Origin of the sequence: Leptolyngbya sp. FACHB-541, from assembly GCF_014695875.1 — a bacterium.
Taxonomy (GTDB): domain Bacteria; phylum Cyanobacteriota; class Cyanobacteriia; order Elainellales; family Elainellaceae; genus JAAUTN01.
The window spans coordinates 141,104-159,401 of record NZ_JACJPC010000060.1 but is presented as its reverse complement, the minus strand read 5'-3'; the positions used below and the strand labels follow the sequence as shown (position 1 = coordinate 159,401).

Genomic DNA, 18,298 nt, shown 5'->3' with positions numbered 1-18,298 from the left:
ACCGCTTGATGCTGACAGCCGCAGGGTTATGGAACTTTTACCTGATGGTTGCTTAGACCAGAGTCACTCCAAAACTAGCAGTCGCTTCCTTACTCTTATTTCCCGACAACTCTAATCAGAATTTTGAACAAGGTGGCACTTCAGCAACGTCCGGTTTTTACTACCCCAAACGCAGTTGAAATCGCTATAGTGGTGAAAGTGATAGATAAATTAGCCCGTTCCAGCGACTGAATTGATACTAATAAAACAGCACTTTACACTCATTGGATCAACAACCTCAGCAACTTTTTTAGTGCAGTAGAACGATTAATCTAAAGTTAGAAAACTCTCTTTCTCACCGAGGTAGAGAGCTTTTTATTGAGTAGTTTGAGTTCTGGTTCTGCTTGAAGAACAGTGAGAAATATTATTGTAGCGATCGCCCTCGCACTTGTGACATTTATGACAGCACTAACCCTCTCGGCTCAACGGTTTGAGCCAATCGATCAACTGGTTGTATTTGGTGATAGCCTTTCCGATACAGGAACAGTGTTTCGAGCAACTAATGGAGCCTATCCACCTAATCCACCTTATTTTCAAGGACGTTATTCTAATGGTCGCGTTTGGGTAGAGTATCTGGCTGATCGTCTCAGTCTCTCTACCAGCCAAATCGACAATCATGCTTATGGCGGAGCAACGAGTGGCAGCTATTCTAACGGTCTTGTGCCCGGATTGCTCAGCCAGGTTCAATCTTTTACCCAAACTCATTCATCCGTCAACTCTACTGCTTTGTATGTCGTGTGGGCGGGTGCAAATGATTATCTGCAAGGGGTTAATGATGTCACAACTCCGGTGAAAAATGTGATAGAGGCGATCGCCTCTCTATCTAATGCAGGGGCAAAGCGGGTTTTAGTGGCAAACTTACCGAATCTAGGTCAACTGCCTGCCACGCGAAATACTGCTAATTCTGCCAGTCTTGTGGTGCTAACTCAGTCACACAACCAGGGATTGCGGCGATCGCTCAAGGTGTTAGGGCAACAGCAACCCGATCTTGAGATTGCGGTTTTAGATGCCAATGCGCTTTATCAAGAGGCGATTACTCACCCAGCCGAATTTGGATTTACGAACGTGACGGATGCTTGTATTTCGGATTCTAGAGCCTGTGACTGGCCCCAACAATTCTTGTTTTGGGATGGCATTCATCCAACAACAGCGGCGCACCAAATTTTAGGGGAGCAAGCCTTTGCCGCGATCGCGGAACATCTGCCATCGAATCCCGGAGTATTGCACAATAAGCTGTAATGCTGAGGGTTTATTGAGACTGTTCAATCTCATGGAGCAATGCCTCATCTGAGTAAGCGCTTTCCCAATCACCTGACAGTTTCAGCCGAACTGACTGTGCTCCACCGCTGGGGGTACACACAACCCAATAAGCATCTTCCTCCCCCTTCACCTGGGCAGCATCCTTATGTTCTGCCTGGTCGGATAATCCCGTAAATGCCTGAATGCAAGTCCAGGTAATGCCATTTTGATCGCTGACAACCCGCTCCACTAAAATTCTCCTATTGCTAAAGTTCAAGTTTGAGCGCGAGCGCCCTCGGACAGTTCAGGGGCACAGTATTGCGGCGATCGCTAAAATACAGCCATTTTTGGATGGGTAAGCCATAGCGTAGGGGCAGTTCGCGAACTGCCCCTACAGGGATTTTTGGTTTATCCAAGTGGAAATATAGCTGTAAGTCATATAACTTAGCTCTCAGTGCTGATAAAAGACCTTCCCCATTGCCATTTGATCATCTGAATTGATATCTTAAATTGCTGTCTACTCGGCGAGCATCCCACTAATGGCATGAACGTCGAGGCGATCGCTACAACCCTATGCAGAAGCGAATTCACCTGTCTTTAAATTAAATAGGGTGGGTATTCTAATAGATGCCCAATACAATGGCTGGCTCCAAGGATAGAACTGGGTGACAGATTCCTTAGAAGAAACAATCTCTTTAGGTCAAGAGATCTCCTCAACCGTCCTGGCGTTGGAATCTTCGGTTTCCAAAAGCTTTTCAACCAAAATCTCAAAAGATGAAATTCGGTCTAGCCTCCGCGCTTCAACTCTAGATGGGGTTTTTGCTACCATCTTTTCTACGATTACCGGGGGCGTGTTGCTCAGCAATTTTCTTGTAGAGCTAGAAGCAACTCCCTTGCAGATTGGGATGCTCGCTTCAATCCCAATGATGGCAAATTTGCTGCAACCCTTAGGAGCGTATTGGGCAGATCGCACTACCAGTCGGCAGATCTACGGTCTATGGGTCTATGGCATTTCTCGCTTGCTCTGGTTGCCGTTGGCGATCGCAATCATTGTATTTAGCTGGCATCCTGCCCATCCACAGCAGATGATTTTTGCCACCCTGGCTGCGATGTTGGTGACTCATGTGCTGGGGGCGATGGGCAGTGCTTCCTGGCTGTCTTGGTTAGCGACCTTGGTTCCTCGGCGACTGCGGGGACGATATTTTGGTTTTCGCAACAGCATCTTTAGTCTCACCAGTTTGGTGTCCCTGCCATTATTAGGCGTTGCAATCTCCCACTGGACGGGAGGTAGCATTCAGGGGTTTGGAGTGATGGTAATCCTAGGCGTTGTCACAGGACTGATTAGTTTGGGCTTTCAGTTACAGATGACGGATGTGAATCCGCAAACTTATTGTTTTGCGACTTTAGAGCCTGCTTCAATCTCTAAACCAGAGAACTCAGATATTCTAGATTGTTCCATCGTTCAGGAAAATGAACTGGAAAACTCTGCCATAACGGTTACTGAGGCTTTGCCAGAAACCGCTCACCGCAGTATGCTCAACAACTCCAATTTTTTGCTATTCCTACTCTACTTTGGTGCATGGGCATTTGGATTGAACCTCTGCAACCCGTTTTTTAACCTGTATTTGCTTGATAACCTGGCTTTAGATTTAAGTTGGGTCACGCTTTACAACACGTTGGGAGTAGGAGCAAATTTACTCATGCTGCTCCTCTGGGGCAAGTTGGCAGACCAGATTGGGAATCGCCCTATTCTGTTAATAGATGGAATATTAGTTGCGGTCACACCGCTGCTCTGGCTAGGCACTGGCGCAAACTCAGTTTCGCTGTGGCTGTGGTTTCCGCTGCTGCACCTGCTGGGTGGGGGTACGGGTGCAGGGGTTGACCTGTGCATTAACAACCTTCAACTGGCGGTCGCCCCCATGCAGCACCATACTAAATATTTCGCCATTACGGCTGCGATCGCAGGAGTCTCTGGAGCATTGGGAGCATTGGTCGGAGGGTGGTTAGCTCAATTTGCGGATGCGGGCGGCATGATGGGGCTATTTGCGCTCTCCAGCATCTTGCGGCTCGTAGCGCTGCTGCCCCTAGTTTGGGTGCAAGAACCGCAGCAGCGATCGCTCAGGCAGACTCTACAACGGTTCATTCAACCAGCCCAATCCCGGTTTTCAGGCTCCACAGTAGAAGCCTCGACAAAGTGATAGACCAGAAAAAATGGATCTAGGGTATGTGTACCGTTGTTGGAAGAAATACCTTATACCAATTTAATTTGAGGATGTTGTAGATGTGGGTAGGGGCGCACCGCAGTGCGCCCTTACAGAGATTATCGCCATTGCCATACCTGGGAAACCACAGGTTAAACTTCTTCTACTGCTGCTTTGCTTACAATCATGGACAGCTCATTTCCCCAAGATCCGTTTTGTGACAGAGAAAGTGTATTGGCAACGATGCATCGAAAAGAACAGGCAATTGCTCCCATTGTGGAACAACAGCTCGGAGTAAAAGTTGTTGTTCCTCAAGGATTTAATACCGATGAGTTTGGCACCTTTACTCGTGATATTAAACGCGCTGGAGATCAGCAGAATGCAGCTAGACTCAAGGTCGAAAAAGCAATGGCTTTGACCGGATTAACGCTTGCATTTGCCAGTGAGGGAAGTTTTGGACCTCATCCAGCGATTCCTTTTGTGGCATGTGATTGCGAAATTGTGTTGTTGAGCGATCGCACTCATGATCTAGAAATTGTGGGACAAGCTATCTCTACAGAAACGAACTATAGTCACAAGTCTATCCAAAGTCTTGAGGCAGCTCTCACCTTTGCCCAGCAAATTGGCTTTCCGACGCATGGTTTAGTTGCTATGTCTGAGGAACAACCAACCCCGTCTTCTGACCTTGTTAAAGGCATCACCGATGAGGCACAACTGATAGAAACAGTGACCTGGTTCCTCAAGAAGTTTGGTCAGGCGCATCTTGAAACGGATATGCGGGCAATGTATAACCCTACGCGAATGAAGGTGATTGCTCAGGCGACTGAGGATCTCGTCCACAAGATTAACCAACGTTGCCCTCAATGTGATTGTCCGGGATTTGCTCCCGCTGAACGCAAACCAGGCTTATCCTGTGGGCTTTGCGGATCGCCAACTAATTCAACGCTTGCTGTGGTTCATCGTTGCATCAAGTGTGACTTTAGCAACGTAACGTATTTCCCGGACGGACAGGAGTTTGCCGATCCAACGTACTGCTTTTTCTGCAATCCTTGAGGGTTTACAAAGTTATACCAATTTAATTGAAGCATGTTGCAGATGTGGGTAGGGGCACACCGCAGTGCGCCCTTACAGAAATTGATGTGTCGCTTCTTCTCCAGGATTGCTGATCTGATGTATGAATTTCGTAGGGGCATGGTAATGCTATGCCCCTACACAGGGGATTGAGATCCGTGAATCATATCCGCATTCAGCAACGCTTTCTTCTCTAGGATTGCTTCCCAACATTCACAGAAACAATGTCCATAACAAAGTGTTTGAACTTTTACTTGAACCATAGGGCGATCGCTCCTCAAGGTCAATCCGTAATTTGAGTAGTTTGCATTTGAGATCTTGTCGCAAGTGAGATAAAACTCACTTCTGGATATAAAGCTTCATGAACCATTCCAGAATCACATGCGATTAGCCCCGAGGAGATCGTGTTAATCGTGTTATTGATTGTTCCAAGGTTGTTTTGTGCTTGAGAACTCATGACCAATATTGGCAAACCCCCTTGTGATGAAGCAGTGATTCGGTCAAAACCTTGTGTAGAGCCCTGCAAGCCAAATTTGCGCCGCTGGATTTTGGCAGCGACGATTCTTGGCTCTAGCATGGTGTTTATTGACGGCAGCGTGGTAAATGTGGCGCTGCCTGTGCTGCAATCTGAGCTGGACGCAACAGCAGCCCAGGTGCAGTGGATTGTAGAGGCTTATGCTCTATTTCTAGCAGCGCTAATTCTAGTCGGAGGGTCGCTGGGCGATCGCCTCGGTCGCAGGCGGATCTTCATTTGGGGAGTCGTCATCTTCGCGATCGCCTCTCTCTGGTGCGGATTCTCCCCGGATGTAAATCAACTCATTCTGGCGCGTGCCGTCCAGGGCATCGGTGGAGCACTGCTGACTCCAGGAAGTTTGGCAATCATCAGCGCTGCCTTTAGCGGCGCAGAACGAGGACGGGCGATCGGCACCTGGTCTGGATTTACGGCAATCACGTCAGCGTTAGGGCCAGTACTGGGCGGTTGGCTGGTGGAATCGGTGTCTTGGCGCTGGATATTTTTCTTGAATCTACCGTTGGCGGCAATGGTGTTAGCGATCGCGCTCTGGCGAGTACCCGAAAGCCGAGACGAATCAGCGGCTCGGCTAGATTGGGCTGGCGCACTGTTGGCAACCGTTGGTTTAGGCGCATTGGTGTATGGCTTGATCGAAGCCTCAAATCTGGGCTTAGGCGATCCACTGGTGATTACAGCAGTAGTGATTGGCATCGCGACTCTGGCTGCCTTCATTTGGCTAGAAGCTCATAGCCGCTATCCTATGATGCCGTTGAGGCTGTTTCGTTCACGCACGTTTAGCGGGGCAAACTTACTCACGTTGTTGCTCTACTCAGCGGTAGGCGGAGTGTTGTTTTTCTTCCCATTTAACCTGATTCAGGTGCAGGGCTATTCTGCAACCGCAACGGGAGCAGCGTTTTTGCCACTGATTTTGACGTTGTTTGTGCTGTCTCGCTGGTCGGGTGGGCTAGTGAGTCGTTATGGCGCACGGTTGCCGCTGACGATTGGGCCAATTGTTGCCGCAGTGGGATTCGCTCTATTTGCCCTGCCCGGAATTGGCGGCAGCTATTGGACAACCTTTTTTCCGGCGATCGCCATTCTAGGGCTTGGTATGGCTATCAGTGTGGCACCCTTGACCACAACGGTAATGGGTGCGGTTGAGGCTCAACAGGCTGGAATTGCCTCTGGCATCAACAATGCTGTATCCCGCGTAGCCAGTCTGTTGTCAGTAGCCGTCTTAAGTCTGTTAGTGCTGGCTGCTTTTAGTCGTGGATTGCGTGAACGGTTAGCAGCGCTGAATCTGCCACCTGAGGTTCAGCAATTGATTTATGAACAACGGGTCAGGCTAGCAGCCATTGAGGTGCCTGATTTACCTGCTGGGTTAGGGGAAGAGGTGGAAAGGGCGATCGCCGAATCCTTTGTTGACGGCTTTCGCCTGGTCGTCTTCATTGCCGCTGGACTGGCACTAGCCAGCGCATTCATCGCGGTACGGATGATTGGGGGGCTGAGGAGGTAACGGAATAAGACGGTTTTCACGCTCCCACTTCCCTATCTTCTTCATTTCTTCTTCAAGAACTAAAGCCTATAAAGTCGCTTTGATAAAGCTTCAATGAAGCTAACTGAGCAGTGCATCTGAAGCCGTGCTCCTTCCGTATCCCTAGCACAACGACACAAAAGACCGTGAACTTACGGAATTCTGCTCGTCGTTCTTATCGCGCCTTTAAACAAGATCATCATTTAATGCGGAAGGTTCCCATGACACTGAACAGGCTCAGCACAATCCTTGCTGCTACAGCGGTGACAACATTAGTCGGTCTATTTGGCGCTGTTAAACCTGCCTTGGCAGCGACCGTTCAACTCATCGGTTTGACTGACAGCAACTCACTGATTCTGTTTAATCCTGATGCTCCCACCAAAACCCGTAATGTAACGGTGACGGGTGTTAACGGCAATTTGTTGGGAATTGATATTCGTCCAGCAAATGGGTTGCTCTATGGCATTACTGATACAAATGATATCTACACAATTGACTTTGGAACGGGTGAAGCAACTTTGGTGAGTTCGCTTTCTCCAATTGAGTTTGAAGGGGGCAATCAGTCAGGATTGGACTTTAACCCGGTGCCCGATCGCCTGCGGTTAGTCGGTAGCAATGATCAAAACCTTCGCATCAACGTGGATACAGGGGCGATCGCTGACCTAGATATGAACCCCGCAACAGGCTTCCAGCCCGATGGAACGCTGGCTTATGCAGCTACTGATGTTAACGCTGGCGCTAACCCCAACATCACTGCTGCTGCTTACACCAATTCTTTTGCACCGTCTCCCGACCCGACTCGAATGACTCAACTGCTTGGGATTGACTCTGCTCTGGATGTGTTGGTGTTGCAAAGTCCTCCTAACGCTGGCACGTTGACGACTATTGGTTCTTTAGGAATTGACTTTGATGTGGTAGGTGGGTTTGACATTCTTGCTGATGGCATGGGTAACAACGTTGCTTATGCGGCTTCTAACTCCACGCTTTATAACATCAACTTGTCTAACGGTAGCGCCAGCACTGTGGGCACAATTGGCGATGAACCCGTTCAGTTAGTAGGGTTAGCAGCGACTACCGTTCCCGAATCCGCAACGGGTGCAGCTTCCTTGCTGGGTCTGGGTGGTTTGTTCCTGGTGAGAAGATTCCGCAAAGCGTAAGTGCATTAAAAGTTTTCTCTAACCTCGTGAAACTTAAGGGAAGCACAGTGTGCTTCCCTTTTTCTCATGCTTGAGTGCTAAGTAATAAAAACTTACCTGAAAGAGTTGCGAGCAACTGAAATTATGGATGAACTGATAAATCCCAGGAGACCCAAAGCACTAGATGGAATCGTGACAATTGGACCCCAAGCACCAATAAAGCTCATTGTTGTGATTAAGTCTCCAAGTCCGGGATTTGTAGGACATTGATAATCGAGACCCATTTCTGCTTGGCAGCCCAAAGCTGTAGCTAAGGAAGCCCCGACAAAACCGAGCAAAAGTGGCAAAACTCCATACAAAATGCAAGCACCGAGCAGAAGCAACTTCCGAGGAGTTGAGCGAGAACGGATTGCGAGAAAACAGAGTGCAGGCCCAATTAAAATCAGCGCCCAACCTAAGACTGTGGAAACAATAGTTCCAATCAAAACTGCGATCGCGGAAGTGATAGTTCCAAGCGAGGAAACCATATTTAAGCAGAGTGCTAACTGTAGTAAATTCAGATACCAACATCAGCGACAGGATTTCGGACATTACAGGTTAGACAACTACTAATCATGTGTTTGTGCGATCGCCCCTACTATGCCTTACTTTTCCACCGTAGGGTGCGTTGCTGCAAGCAAACGCACCATCAAACTAACATTATTCCAGTTCCTTCGTAGGGTGCGTTGCGATCGAGCAAACGCACCGTCGAATATCATATCGAGTGCAATTTTTGGACTTCAGCCAGTTTTGCGCTAAGTTCAATGCAGAATTGGTGGGGAAATGGCAATGGCAGCGGGCGTACTTAAAGGATTCTGGCAGTTTCTCAATACCGATATTAGAGAGTTGCCTTGGGGAGAGTTGACTACAACAGGAGCGGAGTCTGCTCAGGCAATTCAGGAGTTTGGTCTGGTGTTCAAAGAGCAGGCACCGAAGATTCAGGAACTTGCGCCCCTTGCCAAAGATATTCAACCGTTTCTAAACGCATTAGACTCACCGATCGTGCAACTGGTGGGGGCAGGATTACCTTTTGTCTCCATTGGCGTGACGCTGGCAAAACTCTATCTTGAACACAGCAAGCAAGACCCGACTCTAATCGATTCAGTCCTGCTGGTCAGCCAAATTGCGTTTCTAGCAAGTCTAGAAGATGTGTTGAATACGTCTGATGCAGTTAAGAATGTCTTGGGTAACACGCCACTGAAAAAGATTGTAGAGCGTCAGATCCGCTATTTGGATGCCAAAGCCCTGACGGAATCTCAGGCAAAAAAGGCACTGGTTTGTTTCCAGGAGTCGGACATCTCAGCAGAGTTTAGTCAAGCCTTGCGGGAGGAGTTGCAGGAAACGGGACTGAATGATGCTGAAACGCAAACGTTTACTGATCGCGTTGCCTGGAATACCCCTCGCTATCTCTATCAGGCATTGGCAGAAGCCGCCGATCAGGTGAAGCCGCTGGCAGACCTTTATCGAATGGGCGGACAGGAAGCGTTGGATAAATTCACCAGCATTGATGAGTATCTGCGAGACTATATCTCTCCAGACTCAACCGAGCCGGAGTTAAGAAACCGTTGGCGCGTTTTTGACGAATCCTTCATTCTGAAAGACCTTTACGTGCCGCTGAATGCTCAACGTATTGACCGCAATGGAGAGCCTGTCAAAAATAAAAAACCTGTTGTGCTAGAGGAATGGGCAAAAGCATGGCTCGACGATGATCAGCGACAAGATCGGGTGTTGTTTGTTCAGGGTGGACCGGGTCGGGGGAAGAGTGCTTTTTGCCGGATGTTTGCTGAATGGGTACGGCAATATGAGCATCCCCGCTGGACACCGATCCTGATCCGTTTGCGTGATGTTTCGGTGCTTCAGCCCAGTTTTGAGGCGACGTTACAAGATGTAGTGAAAGCTAGCTTTGCCCGTTATGATCGCTGGTTATTTGACCGCAGCACTCGTTTTCTGTTTTTGCTGGATGGGTTTGATGAGTTGCTGATGGAGGGCAGAACCAGCGGCGGGTTGGAAAAGTTTCTCAAGCAAGTCGGTACGTTTCAGCAGGATTGTAGTCGCAGTGGCGAGATGGGGCACCGCGTCGTGGTCACGGGAAGAACTCTTTCACTACACAGTGTTGAGCGAGACTTGCCTAACAACCTGGAGCGGGTAGAACTCTTGCCCATGAATGAGCAGATTCAAGACCGCTGGTTTGTGAACTGGGCGCAGTTAGCAGGCAGTGAGAAAAGCCTTGCTTTTCAGCAATTTTTGCAGAATTCACACTGCCCAGAGCGGATTCGAGGAACGGATGAAGAGTCAGGACTAGCGCAAGAACCCTTAGTGCTTTATCTGCTGGCTGCGATGCATCGAGATAGACAGTTGAAGATTGAAGACTTCGAGGGCGTTGAGGGGGTTCAAGCAAAGATTCGGGTTTATCAGAATACGCTGGATTGGGTGTTGACAGAACAGCGCCCCGAATGGCTGAACCGTCAGATCACCGAACTGGATACTGAAAATCTGCGCCGCATTTTGGCGGAGGCAGGGCTGTGCGTTGTGCAGTCAGGGAGTGAGTGTGCTTCCCTTGCCACGATTGAGAAGCGGTTGAAGGGAAACAACACTGCAAAGGCTCTGCTAGAGGAAGCCAGAAACCGGATTAAGGACAATCCGCTCCGTAATGCTCTAGCGGCGTTTTATATGCAGCCCGGTAGGAGCGGCGAAGGCTCGGTAGAGTTTATTCACAAGAGTTTTGGAGAGTTTCTGTGTGCGGAACGGTTGAAAGAATCCCTGGAGGACTGGTCAAAATCGGGAGATCGTCGCCGCGAATTCTATATCTCACGTGACGAAATGGATTGGGAACTCTATGACCTGCTGGGGTATGGAGGACTCACACCAGAAATTGTGGAATATCTCATGGCTATGTTAACAGACAGTCCAGAAGTTGATCCAGAAGGCTGGATTCGCCTGTTTCAACGCCTGAATGAATTTTATGAGCGATGGTGTGAAGGAGAGTTGATCGACGCTCAGCCAGAGAACTTGCCTCAAAAAAAGATGTGTCTGCTTAGAGACCAGCGACCTGAGCAAGAAAAGCCTTTGGGACTACGGCAAGTGGATGTCTTTACTGGGCTAAATGTGCTGATTTTGCTGCTGGAACTGCATCGCTATGCCCAAGCCCCAGAGCAGCCCAGTGAGGAACTGAAGCAGCAAATCTTTTTCTATCCTAGTGGGCAACTTCCAGAGGAAGCAGCTTCACATGAAAGAACACATCGCCTCTTGAAGATTGTCCATTATGCGGATTGTTTAGAATCCGGATTATTTACTCAGATTGCTGGTTCATTTCTCTCTAGAGCCAACCTCTCCAGCGCCAAACTCCCCGGCACCAACCTTTCTAGAGCTAACCTCTCCGGCGCTAACTTCTCCAGCGCCAACCTTTCTAGAGCCTACCTCTCCGGTGCTAAACTCTCCGATGCCAACCTCTCCAGCGCCTACATCGCCAGCGCCTATATCGCCAGCGCCTACCTTGACAGAGTTAATCTCTCTAGCGCCAACCTCTACAGCGCCAACCTCGACAAAGCTAACCTTTCCGATGCCAACCTTTCCGATGCCAAACTCTCCAGCGCCAACCTCTCCAATGCTAACCTCTCTAGAGTCAACCTCTCCAGCGCCAAACTCTCCAGAGTCAACCTCTCCAGTGCTAAACTCTCCAGCGCTAATCTTGAGGATGCTAATCTCAGCAGCGCTAACTTAACCAATGCAGATCTTGAAGGTATCACATGGAATGAAGATACTCGTTGGCAAGGAGTGCGAGGTTTGGAAACAGCGAGGAATGTGCCAGCGAAACTGAAGGAGCAGTTGGGCTTGGGGTGAGAACTGTGCCAACCTCTGGAAGGGAGGAATGAGAGTTCGATTATTGGGCAATGCACATTCTGTAGAGGCGAAAGGCATTCGCTCTGCGCCAGCAAAACATATCTAATCCGATATGTCCTGCCTTTAGCATTCAACCAATCGCCCTCACAAAAGCATTACGCAGAACGCCTCTCTCCAGAACTGGTGTTGCGCGACTTCACCACAATTCCCAATCCTTCCAACAACTGCCGATCGCTCTCTAACGCCAGACGCGCAATTCGGGTAAAGTCACTCATCCACGATCGCAGAGCAGCGATCGCCTTCTCCTTTGTCTGAGTAGCGGTTTGGGCATCGCCTTTTTCAGTTTTCTGAGATAGGTTAGCGGTGTCTACTGCCTGCACCTCTGCCTGCCCTGCCTGAAGCTTGTCTGCGGTAATGCCATACTCACGCAACTGGGTCAGCAATTCGGGTGCGTTGAGCAGGTTCGTGTAAAACTGGTTTGCCTGGGCTAGCCAACCGGGCAGGCTCTTTTTGCGATCGCCCTCTAGTTCTAGACGGGTTGCCACTCCGGAGTTGTCCTTAAACACAATACGTGCCACCTTCAAATAGCGCATGTAGCTTTTCTTGGCAGTATCCCAAACTTGTTTCAAGGCAGTAGTGGCAGTTCTCTGGTCGCCATAGTCGGCACGCTGTTGTTGATGGGCAGCAAGGGCAGCTTCGTAGAGCAGTTTGCCCTGCTGAATCCGCTCTGGCGTATAGCCAAACTCCTTGAGATAGGCTTGAATCTGAGAATTAGTGAGGGAGTTGTTGATCGCAACGTGGGCAGAATTAAGCAGAATGTCGATGCTTCGTCTGGAAGGCATGGTAGGTGCACCTGAGGAGAGTGGATTTGTTCTACATAAGGTGCCCTTGAGGAGACCAATTTGCACACCTCCCAGTGGTTTCGCATAGCTCCTTTGTCATTCCGCATAGCTCCTTTGTCATTCCGCATAGCTCCTTTGTCATTCCGCATAGCTCCTTTGTCATTCCGCATAGCTCCTTTGTTGTTCCGCACAGCTCCTTTGTTGTTCCGCATAGCTCCTTTGTTGTTCCGCATAGCTCCTTTGTTGTTCCGCATAGCTCCTTTGTTGTTCCGCATAGCTCCTTTGTCATTCCGCATTGCAATTGAAAGATTTTGTGAGATTGCCGGAGCGTAGCTAGCGGTAGGGTGCTGTTAGCGATCGCGTAATACCAATTCCCTAAAGAGGAACAACAGATTGGGTAGGGGCATTTCGCGAAACGCCCCTACAGGAGCATTTATGTGTAGGCGTAGGTTGGGTGGAACAACGTGAAACCTAACGTTTGTCTAAATTCTGTTGGGTTACGCATTCGCCTCACCCAACCCACGGAAGCCTCTGTGTTTTGTATTCTTTACTCAGCAGCAACCTGACTCAAAACTTCTTGAAGCTTTGTGCGAAACTCACCTTTAGGATGTCCGCCTTTGACTTCACCCAGAATCCTGAAATCTCCTTCAGGTGAATCGCAGACTAGATAGGTAGGCCATCCCATTTCTGCTTTGTCAGGATATTGAGTGAGTAAAATCTTGCGATATTTGCGGTAGGTTGCCGTGTCCTGCATCTTCACGCTGACAAACTGTAGCCCCAACTCTTCTGCTACCTTTTGATCATAAAAGGACATCTTGTGGCAAATGCCGCAGTCCTCAGAGGAAAATTTGATTACCGCTCGATCCATGTGCTTTGACTCCGAAGCTTCAAAAACTGAGTTAATTTCAACTTGATCAAGATTGGCAAGGATTTAAAAGTATCGCAACCGAATTTAGCAAAGTGCTACATTTGGTCGTATCTGAGTTGCTAACGAAAAAATGCTGCACCTTAAACCTGTTAGACGGTCTGTGCTTGTCACATGGAGAAGCAGCTTGCCAGCAATTTCCTTGCTCGTCCTTTTTGCGTTATCAACTTTAGGCTGTGCTTCATCTCGTGTTGAATCTGCTGACTTCCAGGGAGATCCTCAAGCAGTGGTCAGTTCTGAGTATGCCTGTCCTAACGGAGAGGGAGCAAGTGTATTTGAAACTCGCCCCTGGGAAAGGGGTGTGGTTGTGGTGTACGAAGTTCGGTGTGACGATTCAGAACACTTATCAGGACACAGCGTTTTTAGGCAAGTTAGAGATGGATGGAAATTGATTGACAGGAAGGCATCTAACATCTCTACAGAAGAATTCTCGACTACTGGAACATTAGTAGATTACTACTTCAGTGGAATAGATGATTTCAGTGTGAGTTTTGTAGATCAGCTTCAAGAATTTATCCCTCACTCACTAAGGCGTGAACGAATTCGACCCAAACATTACTATGGTGTTTACGGTCGAATTCTCTCCCCTGAAGTCGCTGCTGTAGAAGCAACATTCAACACTGGAGAAACTTTGCGCGATGAGGGAAATGGAGGTATGTTTGCGCTAACCTCATTTCGAGCAGCCGAGATCTGTGAATTCAGGGTTTTGGGTGCTAACGATCAAGTTTTGCAGCATGAGAATAGTTTGATACAACTGATTGGTGCAGAGAGACAGTCTTCGTGCTCTAGATAAGCTCTAACCGTTTCAAATGCCGCTCACCCCAGTTGCAGAGCGTTTGCAAAACAGGTTCGAGGCTTCTGCCGTACTCGGTGAAGGAGTATTCCACTTTAGGAGGCACTTCTGAAAAAACGGTACGGTTAACTAATCCATCGCTCTCTAGTTCTCGCAGTTGTTGAACTAGCATCTTCTCAGTAATTTCAGGAATGAGTCGCTTGAGTTCACTGTAACGTCTGTCATTATCCTTTAAGTGCCACAAAATTAGAAGTTTCCACTTGCCCCCTAAGACCTTCAAAGTTGTCTGGACAAATAGGGTTCCTTCGGTCTGATTCTCCTGCATTGGCATCCTCTCGTCTAACACTGGCAGCAACTTACAAAAAAGTAAGTACTTCCAAAAAAGTTAGTGGAAGTATACCTTGATGAAGGTTGATGATCAGTTACTAACAGGAATCCTCTATGCCATTGCAAGGAAAGGTTGTGATTGTCACAGGTTCGTCACGGGGAATTGGACGGGCGATCGCCCAGCGGCTAGGGCACGACGGGGCAAACGTCGTCGTCACCTACAGCGGCAACCGCGACAAAGCAGAAGAAGTGGTTTCAACCATTGAGGCAAGTGGTGCAAAAGCAACAGCAATTCAAGTGGATGTGCGAAAGCTTGAGGATGTAAGGAGCCTATTTCAAAAGGCGATCGAACACTTTGGCAAAGTAGATATCTTAGTCAACAATGCGGCTGGGAAAAACATCTTTAAGCCCACAGCCGAAATGACCGTCGAAGAGTATGACAGCATGTTCGACATTACTCGCGGAGTCTACTTTGCGCTTCAACAAGCGGCTCAACACTTAGCAGATGGCGGTCGAATTATCAGCATCTCCACCAGCGGGACAGTGATGGCAATTCCTACGGGAGGCGCATATGCCGGAGCTAAAGCGGCAATCGAGCAGTTTAGTGCAGGATTGGCGAAGGAGCTAGGGGCAAGGGGCATCACCGTGAATACTGTTTCTCCTGGTGTGACCAACACAGATGGTCTTGTTTTAGAGCAAGCCCAAGTCGATCAGCTAATTGCTCAAACTCCATTAGGACGGCTAGGTCAACCCACAGACGTAGCCGATGCCGTAGCAATGTTGGCTTCAGACGATGCCCATTGGATCACCGGACAACACATTCGCGCCAATGGTGGAATTGTCTAAAACTCATGGAAGGGTGGGCAATGCCCATCCTTCCAGTTAGAGATGTTTGGATAGGGATGAACAGTCGTTCGTCCCTACGAGTTTAAAGTCTTGTCCTCGAATCTCTTAAGCGTCATCTAGGGCCGCAATGCCAGGAAGTTCCTTCCCTTCTAGCAGTTCCAGGCTGGCACCGCCGCCAGTGGAAATGTGGCTCATTTGCTCAGCGACACCAACCTTTTCAACGGCTGCAACAGAGTCGCCGCCACCGATGATTGTGGTCACACCCTGAGGAGTTAAACCTGCTAGCGTATGGGCGATCGCCTCCGTTCCCTTAGCAAACTGGTCAAACTCAAACACACCCATTGGGCCATTCCAGATGACGCTCTTGCACTCAGCTAGCGCATCCTGGAACACCTTGATTGAGTCAGGACCGATGTCCAGACCCATCCAGCCATCGGGGATGTTTTCAATACTGACGGTTTGGGCATTGGCATCAGGGGCAAAGTTATCAGCAACGACAACATCAGTGGGCAACAACAGGTCTACGCCCCGCTCTTTTGCCTTTGCTTCCAGCGTTTTGGCTAGCTCTAGTTTGTCTTCTTCAACCAGCGACTTACCAACGTTCAAACCCCGCGCTTTGTAGAAGGTGAAGATCATGCCGCCGCCGATTAGCAGTTTGTCTACCTTGTCGAGCAGCGTTTCGATCACGCCGATTTTGCTGGAAACTTTGGAACCGCCGATAATTGCTGCCAAAGGCTTCTTAGGATTCTCGATCGCATTCTGCAAATACTCCAGTTCCTTCTCGATCAGGAATCCGGCAACGGAAGGTTTCAGGTAGTGGGTCACACCTTCAGTCGAAGCATGGGCGCGGTGAGCAGTGCCAAAGGCATCGTTGACATACAGGTCAGCTACAGATGCTAATTTCTTAGCAAATTCAGGGTCGTTCTTTTCCTCTTCGGCATAAAAGCGGACGTTTTCTAATAGCGCTACCTGTCCGGGCTGCATCGCTGCAACGGTGCTAGCAACTTCGTCACCAATGCAGTCGTCGCATTTGATCACGGGTTGACCGAGCAGTTGAGAAAGGCGATCGCTTACCGGGGTAAGCCTCATGCTGTCTACGACCTTGCCCTTGGGACGACCAAAGTGGCTGGTCAAAATCACCTTAGCTTGCTTTGAAATCAGGTCTTGAATCGTTGGCAGAGCCGCCCGGATGCGCGTGTCATCCGTGATGTTGCCCTGATCATCCAACGGGACATTAAAATCGGCTCTGACTAACACGCGCTTGCCTGATAAATCAGATGCCGACAAATTTGCTACAGATTTCTTTGACACCGCAAGAACCCCCTAATGAGTCTTTATACCTATTAATTAGATTAGCGGTTAACAGCCAGCAGTTAATAGTAAACTGCGAGTTTTTTTGATGGTGCGCTTCCAGTCGTTAGCTTTTTCTAAAGGATCTGGTATTTAGTTCACAACTCCTTCACACTAGAGGTGCAGGAATCGGCGGATCACTAGATTGCTCTAGCTTTATTGCTGAAGCTAACGGCTAAAAGCGAATTGCTAACTGCTCTCTACGCCGTCCACATTTTACCGGAGTCTGCACCCCAGAGAGGTATGACATGTTTAAGACAGTTTTATTTCCAATTGATCAAACCCGCGAATCGCGGCAGGCGGCTGAAGTGGTCGCCAATGTTGTAAAAACCTATAGCAGTCGGCTAATTATTCTATCTGTAGTAGAAATTCCCGAAGAAGGAGAGTCCACTAACCCAGACATGACCTCAGCGGCGGCGATCGCCAAGCTGCTAGAAGATGCCAAAACTCTATTTCAATCCGAGGGAATTAATTCTGAAACGATCGAGCGTCAGGGCAAACCTGCCTTTACCATCTGCGACGTTGCTGACGAAATCGAGGCTGATCTGATCATCATGGGCTGCCGAGGCATCGGTCTAACTGAGGAAGGCGTAACTGATAGCGTCAGCAATCGGGTGATCAACCTATCGCCCTGCCCCGTGCTGGTTGTTCCGTAAACGGAAAAGCTTCTACCATCGTAGGGGCGAACAATCGTTCGCCCTACCAGTTCACCGTTAGGCACGATAGAGGTTATGACTTCACCAGCAATCCAGTGGTATCCAGGGCACATTGCCAAGGCAGAAAGGGCGCTTCTGGAACAGCTCAAGCGAGTCGATGTGGTGCTGGAAGTGCGAGATGCGCGAATTCCGCTAACGACCTGTCATCCGCAGGCTGTCCAATGGATCGGTAATAAAGAGAAGGTGCTGGTCCTGAACCGGGTGGACATGATTCCGCTTGTGGCTCAGCAAAAGTGGACAAGCTGGTTTCAGCAGCAGGGAGAACAGCCCTATTTCACCAATGCTCAGCACGGCAAAGGAATTGCGTCCGTGTCTCAGGCAGCACAGGCAGCAGGCGAGAAGATGAACCAGCGGCGGCGCGATCGCGGCATGTTACCCCGACCCGTTCGTGCAGTCGTGATTGGCTTCCCCAACGTCGGCAAATCTGCCCTGATTAACCGTCTGCTGAACAAACGAGTTGTTGAAAGTGCCCGTCGCCCCGGTGTCACCCGCCAGCTTCGTTGGATTCGCATCTCCGAGCAGCTTGACCTGCTCGACGCGCCCGGTGTCCTGCCCTCGTTGCTCAAGGATCAGGAAGCGGCTTTGAAGCTAGCCATTTGCGACGACATTGGCGAAGCCGCCTATGATAATCAGCGAGTTGCCGCAGCGTTAATCGATCTGCTGAAGCACCTGCAAGCCAAAAACCCTGAAGCCGTACCAGGAAATCCGCTTCTGGATCGCTATAGCCTTGACCCCGCTCACCTGACCGGAGAAAGCTATCTTGCAGCGCTAGCCGATTCCCGTCATCAGGGTGATATAGAGCGTACTGCCCGGCAAATGTTAAACGATTTCCGTAAGGGGATACTGGGGGCGATCGCTCTGGAGATGCCTCTCTAAAATTCTAAGTAAAAAG

General features: G+C 49.2%; 16 protein-coding genes. 10 read left to right on the top strand and 6 right to left on the bottom strand.

Annotated features, from left to right (window positions below):
- The first annotated feature begins 393 nt into the window (after positions 1 to 393).
- Complete coding sequence (locus tag H6G00_RS13235) at positions 394 to 1,278, top strand: SGNH/GDSL hydrolase family protein (RefSeq protein WP_199318466.1); 885 nt, start codon at positions 394 to 396, stop codon at positions 1,276 to 1,278.
- 10 nt (positions 1,279 to 1,288) lie between these two features.
- Here H6G00_RS13235 and H6G00_RS13230 read toward each other — a convergent pair whose 3' ends face one another.
- Positions 1,289 to 1,528, bottom strand: a complete 240-nt coding sequence (locus tag H6G00_RS13230) for a hypothetical protein (RefSeq protein ID WP_190797081.1) — start codon at positions 1,526 to 1,528, stop codon at positions 1,289 to 1,291.
- 16 nt (positions 1,529 to 1,544) lie between these two features.
- A complete protein-coding gene (locus H6G00_RS13225; protein WP_190797080.1) occupies positions 1,545 to 1,694 on the bottom strand; it encodes a hypothetical protein in 150 nt (49 codons plus the stop codon).
- Positions 1,695 to 1,943: 249 nt separating this feature from the next.
- Between H6G00_RS13225 and H6G00_RS13220 the strand changes: the two genes are divergently transcribed.
- The 5 genes from H6G00_RS13220 to H6G00_RS13200 all read left to right on the top strand — a co-directional run bounded on the left by H6G00_RS13220 (position 1,944) and on the right by H6G00_RS13200 (position 11,607).
- Positions 1,944 to 3,476, top strand: a complete 1,533-nt coding sequence (locus H6G00_RS13220; RefSeq protein ID WP_190797079.1) for an MFS transporter — start codon at positions 1,944 to 1,946, stop codon at positions 3,474 to 3,476.
- A 189-nt stretch (positions 3,477 to 3,665) separates the two neighbouring features.
- On the top strand, positions 3,666 to 4,532 hold the full coding sequence (locus H6G00_RS13215) for a DUF6671 family protein (protein WP_190797078.1): 867 nt from the start codon (positions 3,666 to 3,668) through the stop codon (positions 4,530 to 4,532).
- A gap of 473 nt (positions 4,533 to 5,005) precedes the next feature.
- A complete protein-coding gene (locus tag H6G00_RS13210; protein ID WP_190797077.1) occupies positions 5,006 to 6,574 on the top strand; it encodes an MFS transporter in 1,569 nt (522 codons plus the stop codon).
- Between the two features lie 239 nt (positions 6,575 to 6,813).
- Positions 6,814 to 7,749 carry a DUF4394 domain-containing protein gene (locus tag H6G00_RS13205; protein ID WP_190797076.1) on the top strand — a complete coding sequence of 312 codons (936 nt, stop codon included), beginning with the start codon at positions 6,814 to 6,816 and terminating at the stop codon, positions 7,747 to 7,749.
- An 807-nt stretch (positions 7,750 to 8,556) separates the two neighbouring features.
- The gene (locus H6G00_RS13200; protein ID WP_199318465.1) at positions 8,557 to 11,607 is read left to right on the top strand and encodes a pentapeptide repeat-containing protein; all 3,051 of its coding nucleotides are present in this window, start codon (positions 8,557 to 8,559) and stop codon (positions 11,605 to 11,607) included.
- Positions 11,608 to 11,762: 155 nt separating this feature from the next.
- On the opposite strand, the gene H6G00_RS13195 is transcribed toward H6G00_RS13200, so the two are convergent.
- Both H6G00_RS13195 and H6G00_RS13190 read right to left on the bottom strand, forming a co-directional pair.
- The gene (locus H6G00_RS13195) at positions 11,763 to 12,449 is read right to left on the bottom strand and encodes a hypothetical protein (protein ID WP_190797074.1); all 687 of its coding nucleotides are present in this window, start codon (positions 12,447 to 12,449) and stop codon (positions 11,763 to 11,765) included.
- Positions 12,450 to 12,996: 547 nt separating this feature from the next.
- Complete coding sequence (locus tag H6G00_RS13190; protein WP_190645299.1) at positions 12,997 to 13,317, bottom strand: thioredoxin family protein; 321 nt, start codon at positions 13,315 to 13,317, stop codon at positions 12,997 to 12,999.
- 184 nt (positions 13,318 to 13,501) lie between these two features.
- On the opposite strand from H6G00_RS13190, the gene H6G00_RS13185 reads away from it, so the two are divergent.
- On the top strand, positions 13,502 to 14,167 hold the full coding sequence (locus H6G00_RS13185) for a hypothetical protein (protein ID WP_190797073.1): 666 nt from the start codon (positions 13,502 to 13,504) through the stop codon (positions 14,165 to 14,167).
- On the opposite strand, the gene H6G00_RS13180 is transcribed toward H6G00_RS13185, so the two are convergent.
- Entirely contained in the window at positions 14,160 to 14,492 is a 333-nt protein-coding gene (locus tag H6G00_RS13180) for a winged helix-turn-helix transcriptional regulator (protein ID WP_190685768.1), read from the bottom strand. The two genes, H6G00_RS13185 and H6G00_RS13180, sit on opposite strands and share 8 nt — an antisense overlap.
- A 116-nt stretch (positions 14,493 to 14,608) precedes the next feature.
- Between H6G00_RS13180 and H6G00_RS13175 the strand changes: the two genes are divergently transcribed.
- The gene (locus tag H6G00_RS13175) at positions 14,609 to 15,340 is read left to right on the top strand and encodes an SDR family oxidoreductase (protein WP_190797072.1); all 732 of its coding nucleotides are present in this window, start codon (positions 14,609 to 14,611) and stop codon (positions 15,338 to 15,340) included.
- A gap of 105 nt (positions 15,341 to 15,445) precedes the next feature.
- Here the strand turns inward: H6G00_RS13175 and H6G00_RS13170 are convergent, their stop codons facing one another.
- On the bottom strand, positions 15,446 to 16,651 hold the full coding sequence (locus H6G00_RS13170) for a phosphoglycerate kinase (RefSeq protein WP_190797071.1): 1,206 nt from the start codon (positions 16,649 to 16,651) through the stop codon (positions 15,446 to 15,448).
- 287 nt (positions 16,652 to 16,938) lie between these two features.
- Between H6G00_RS13170 and H6G00_RS13165 the strand changes: the two genes are divergently transcribed.
- Together H6G00_RS13165 and ylqF are read left to right on the top strand one after the other, a co-directional pair.
- The gene (locus H6G00_RS13165) at positions 16,939 to 17,346 is read left to right on the top strand and encodes a universal stress protein (protein WP_190646880.1); all 408 of its coding nucleotides are present in this window, start codon (positions 16,939 to 16,941) and stop codon (positions 17,344 to 17,346) included.
- A 75-nt stretch (positions 17,347 to 17,421) separates the two neighbouring features.
- On the top strand, positions 17,422 to 18,282 hold the full coding sequence (gene ylqF, locus H6G00_RS13160; RefSeq protein WP_190797070.1) for a ribosome biogenesis GTPase YlqF: 861 nt from the start codon (positions 17,422 to 17,424) through the stop codon (positions 18,280 to 18,282).
- Positions 18,283 to 18,298: the final 16 nt, after the last annotated feature.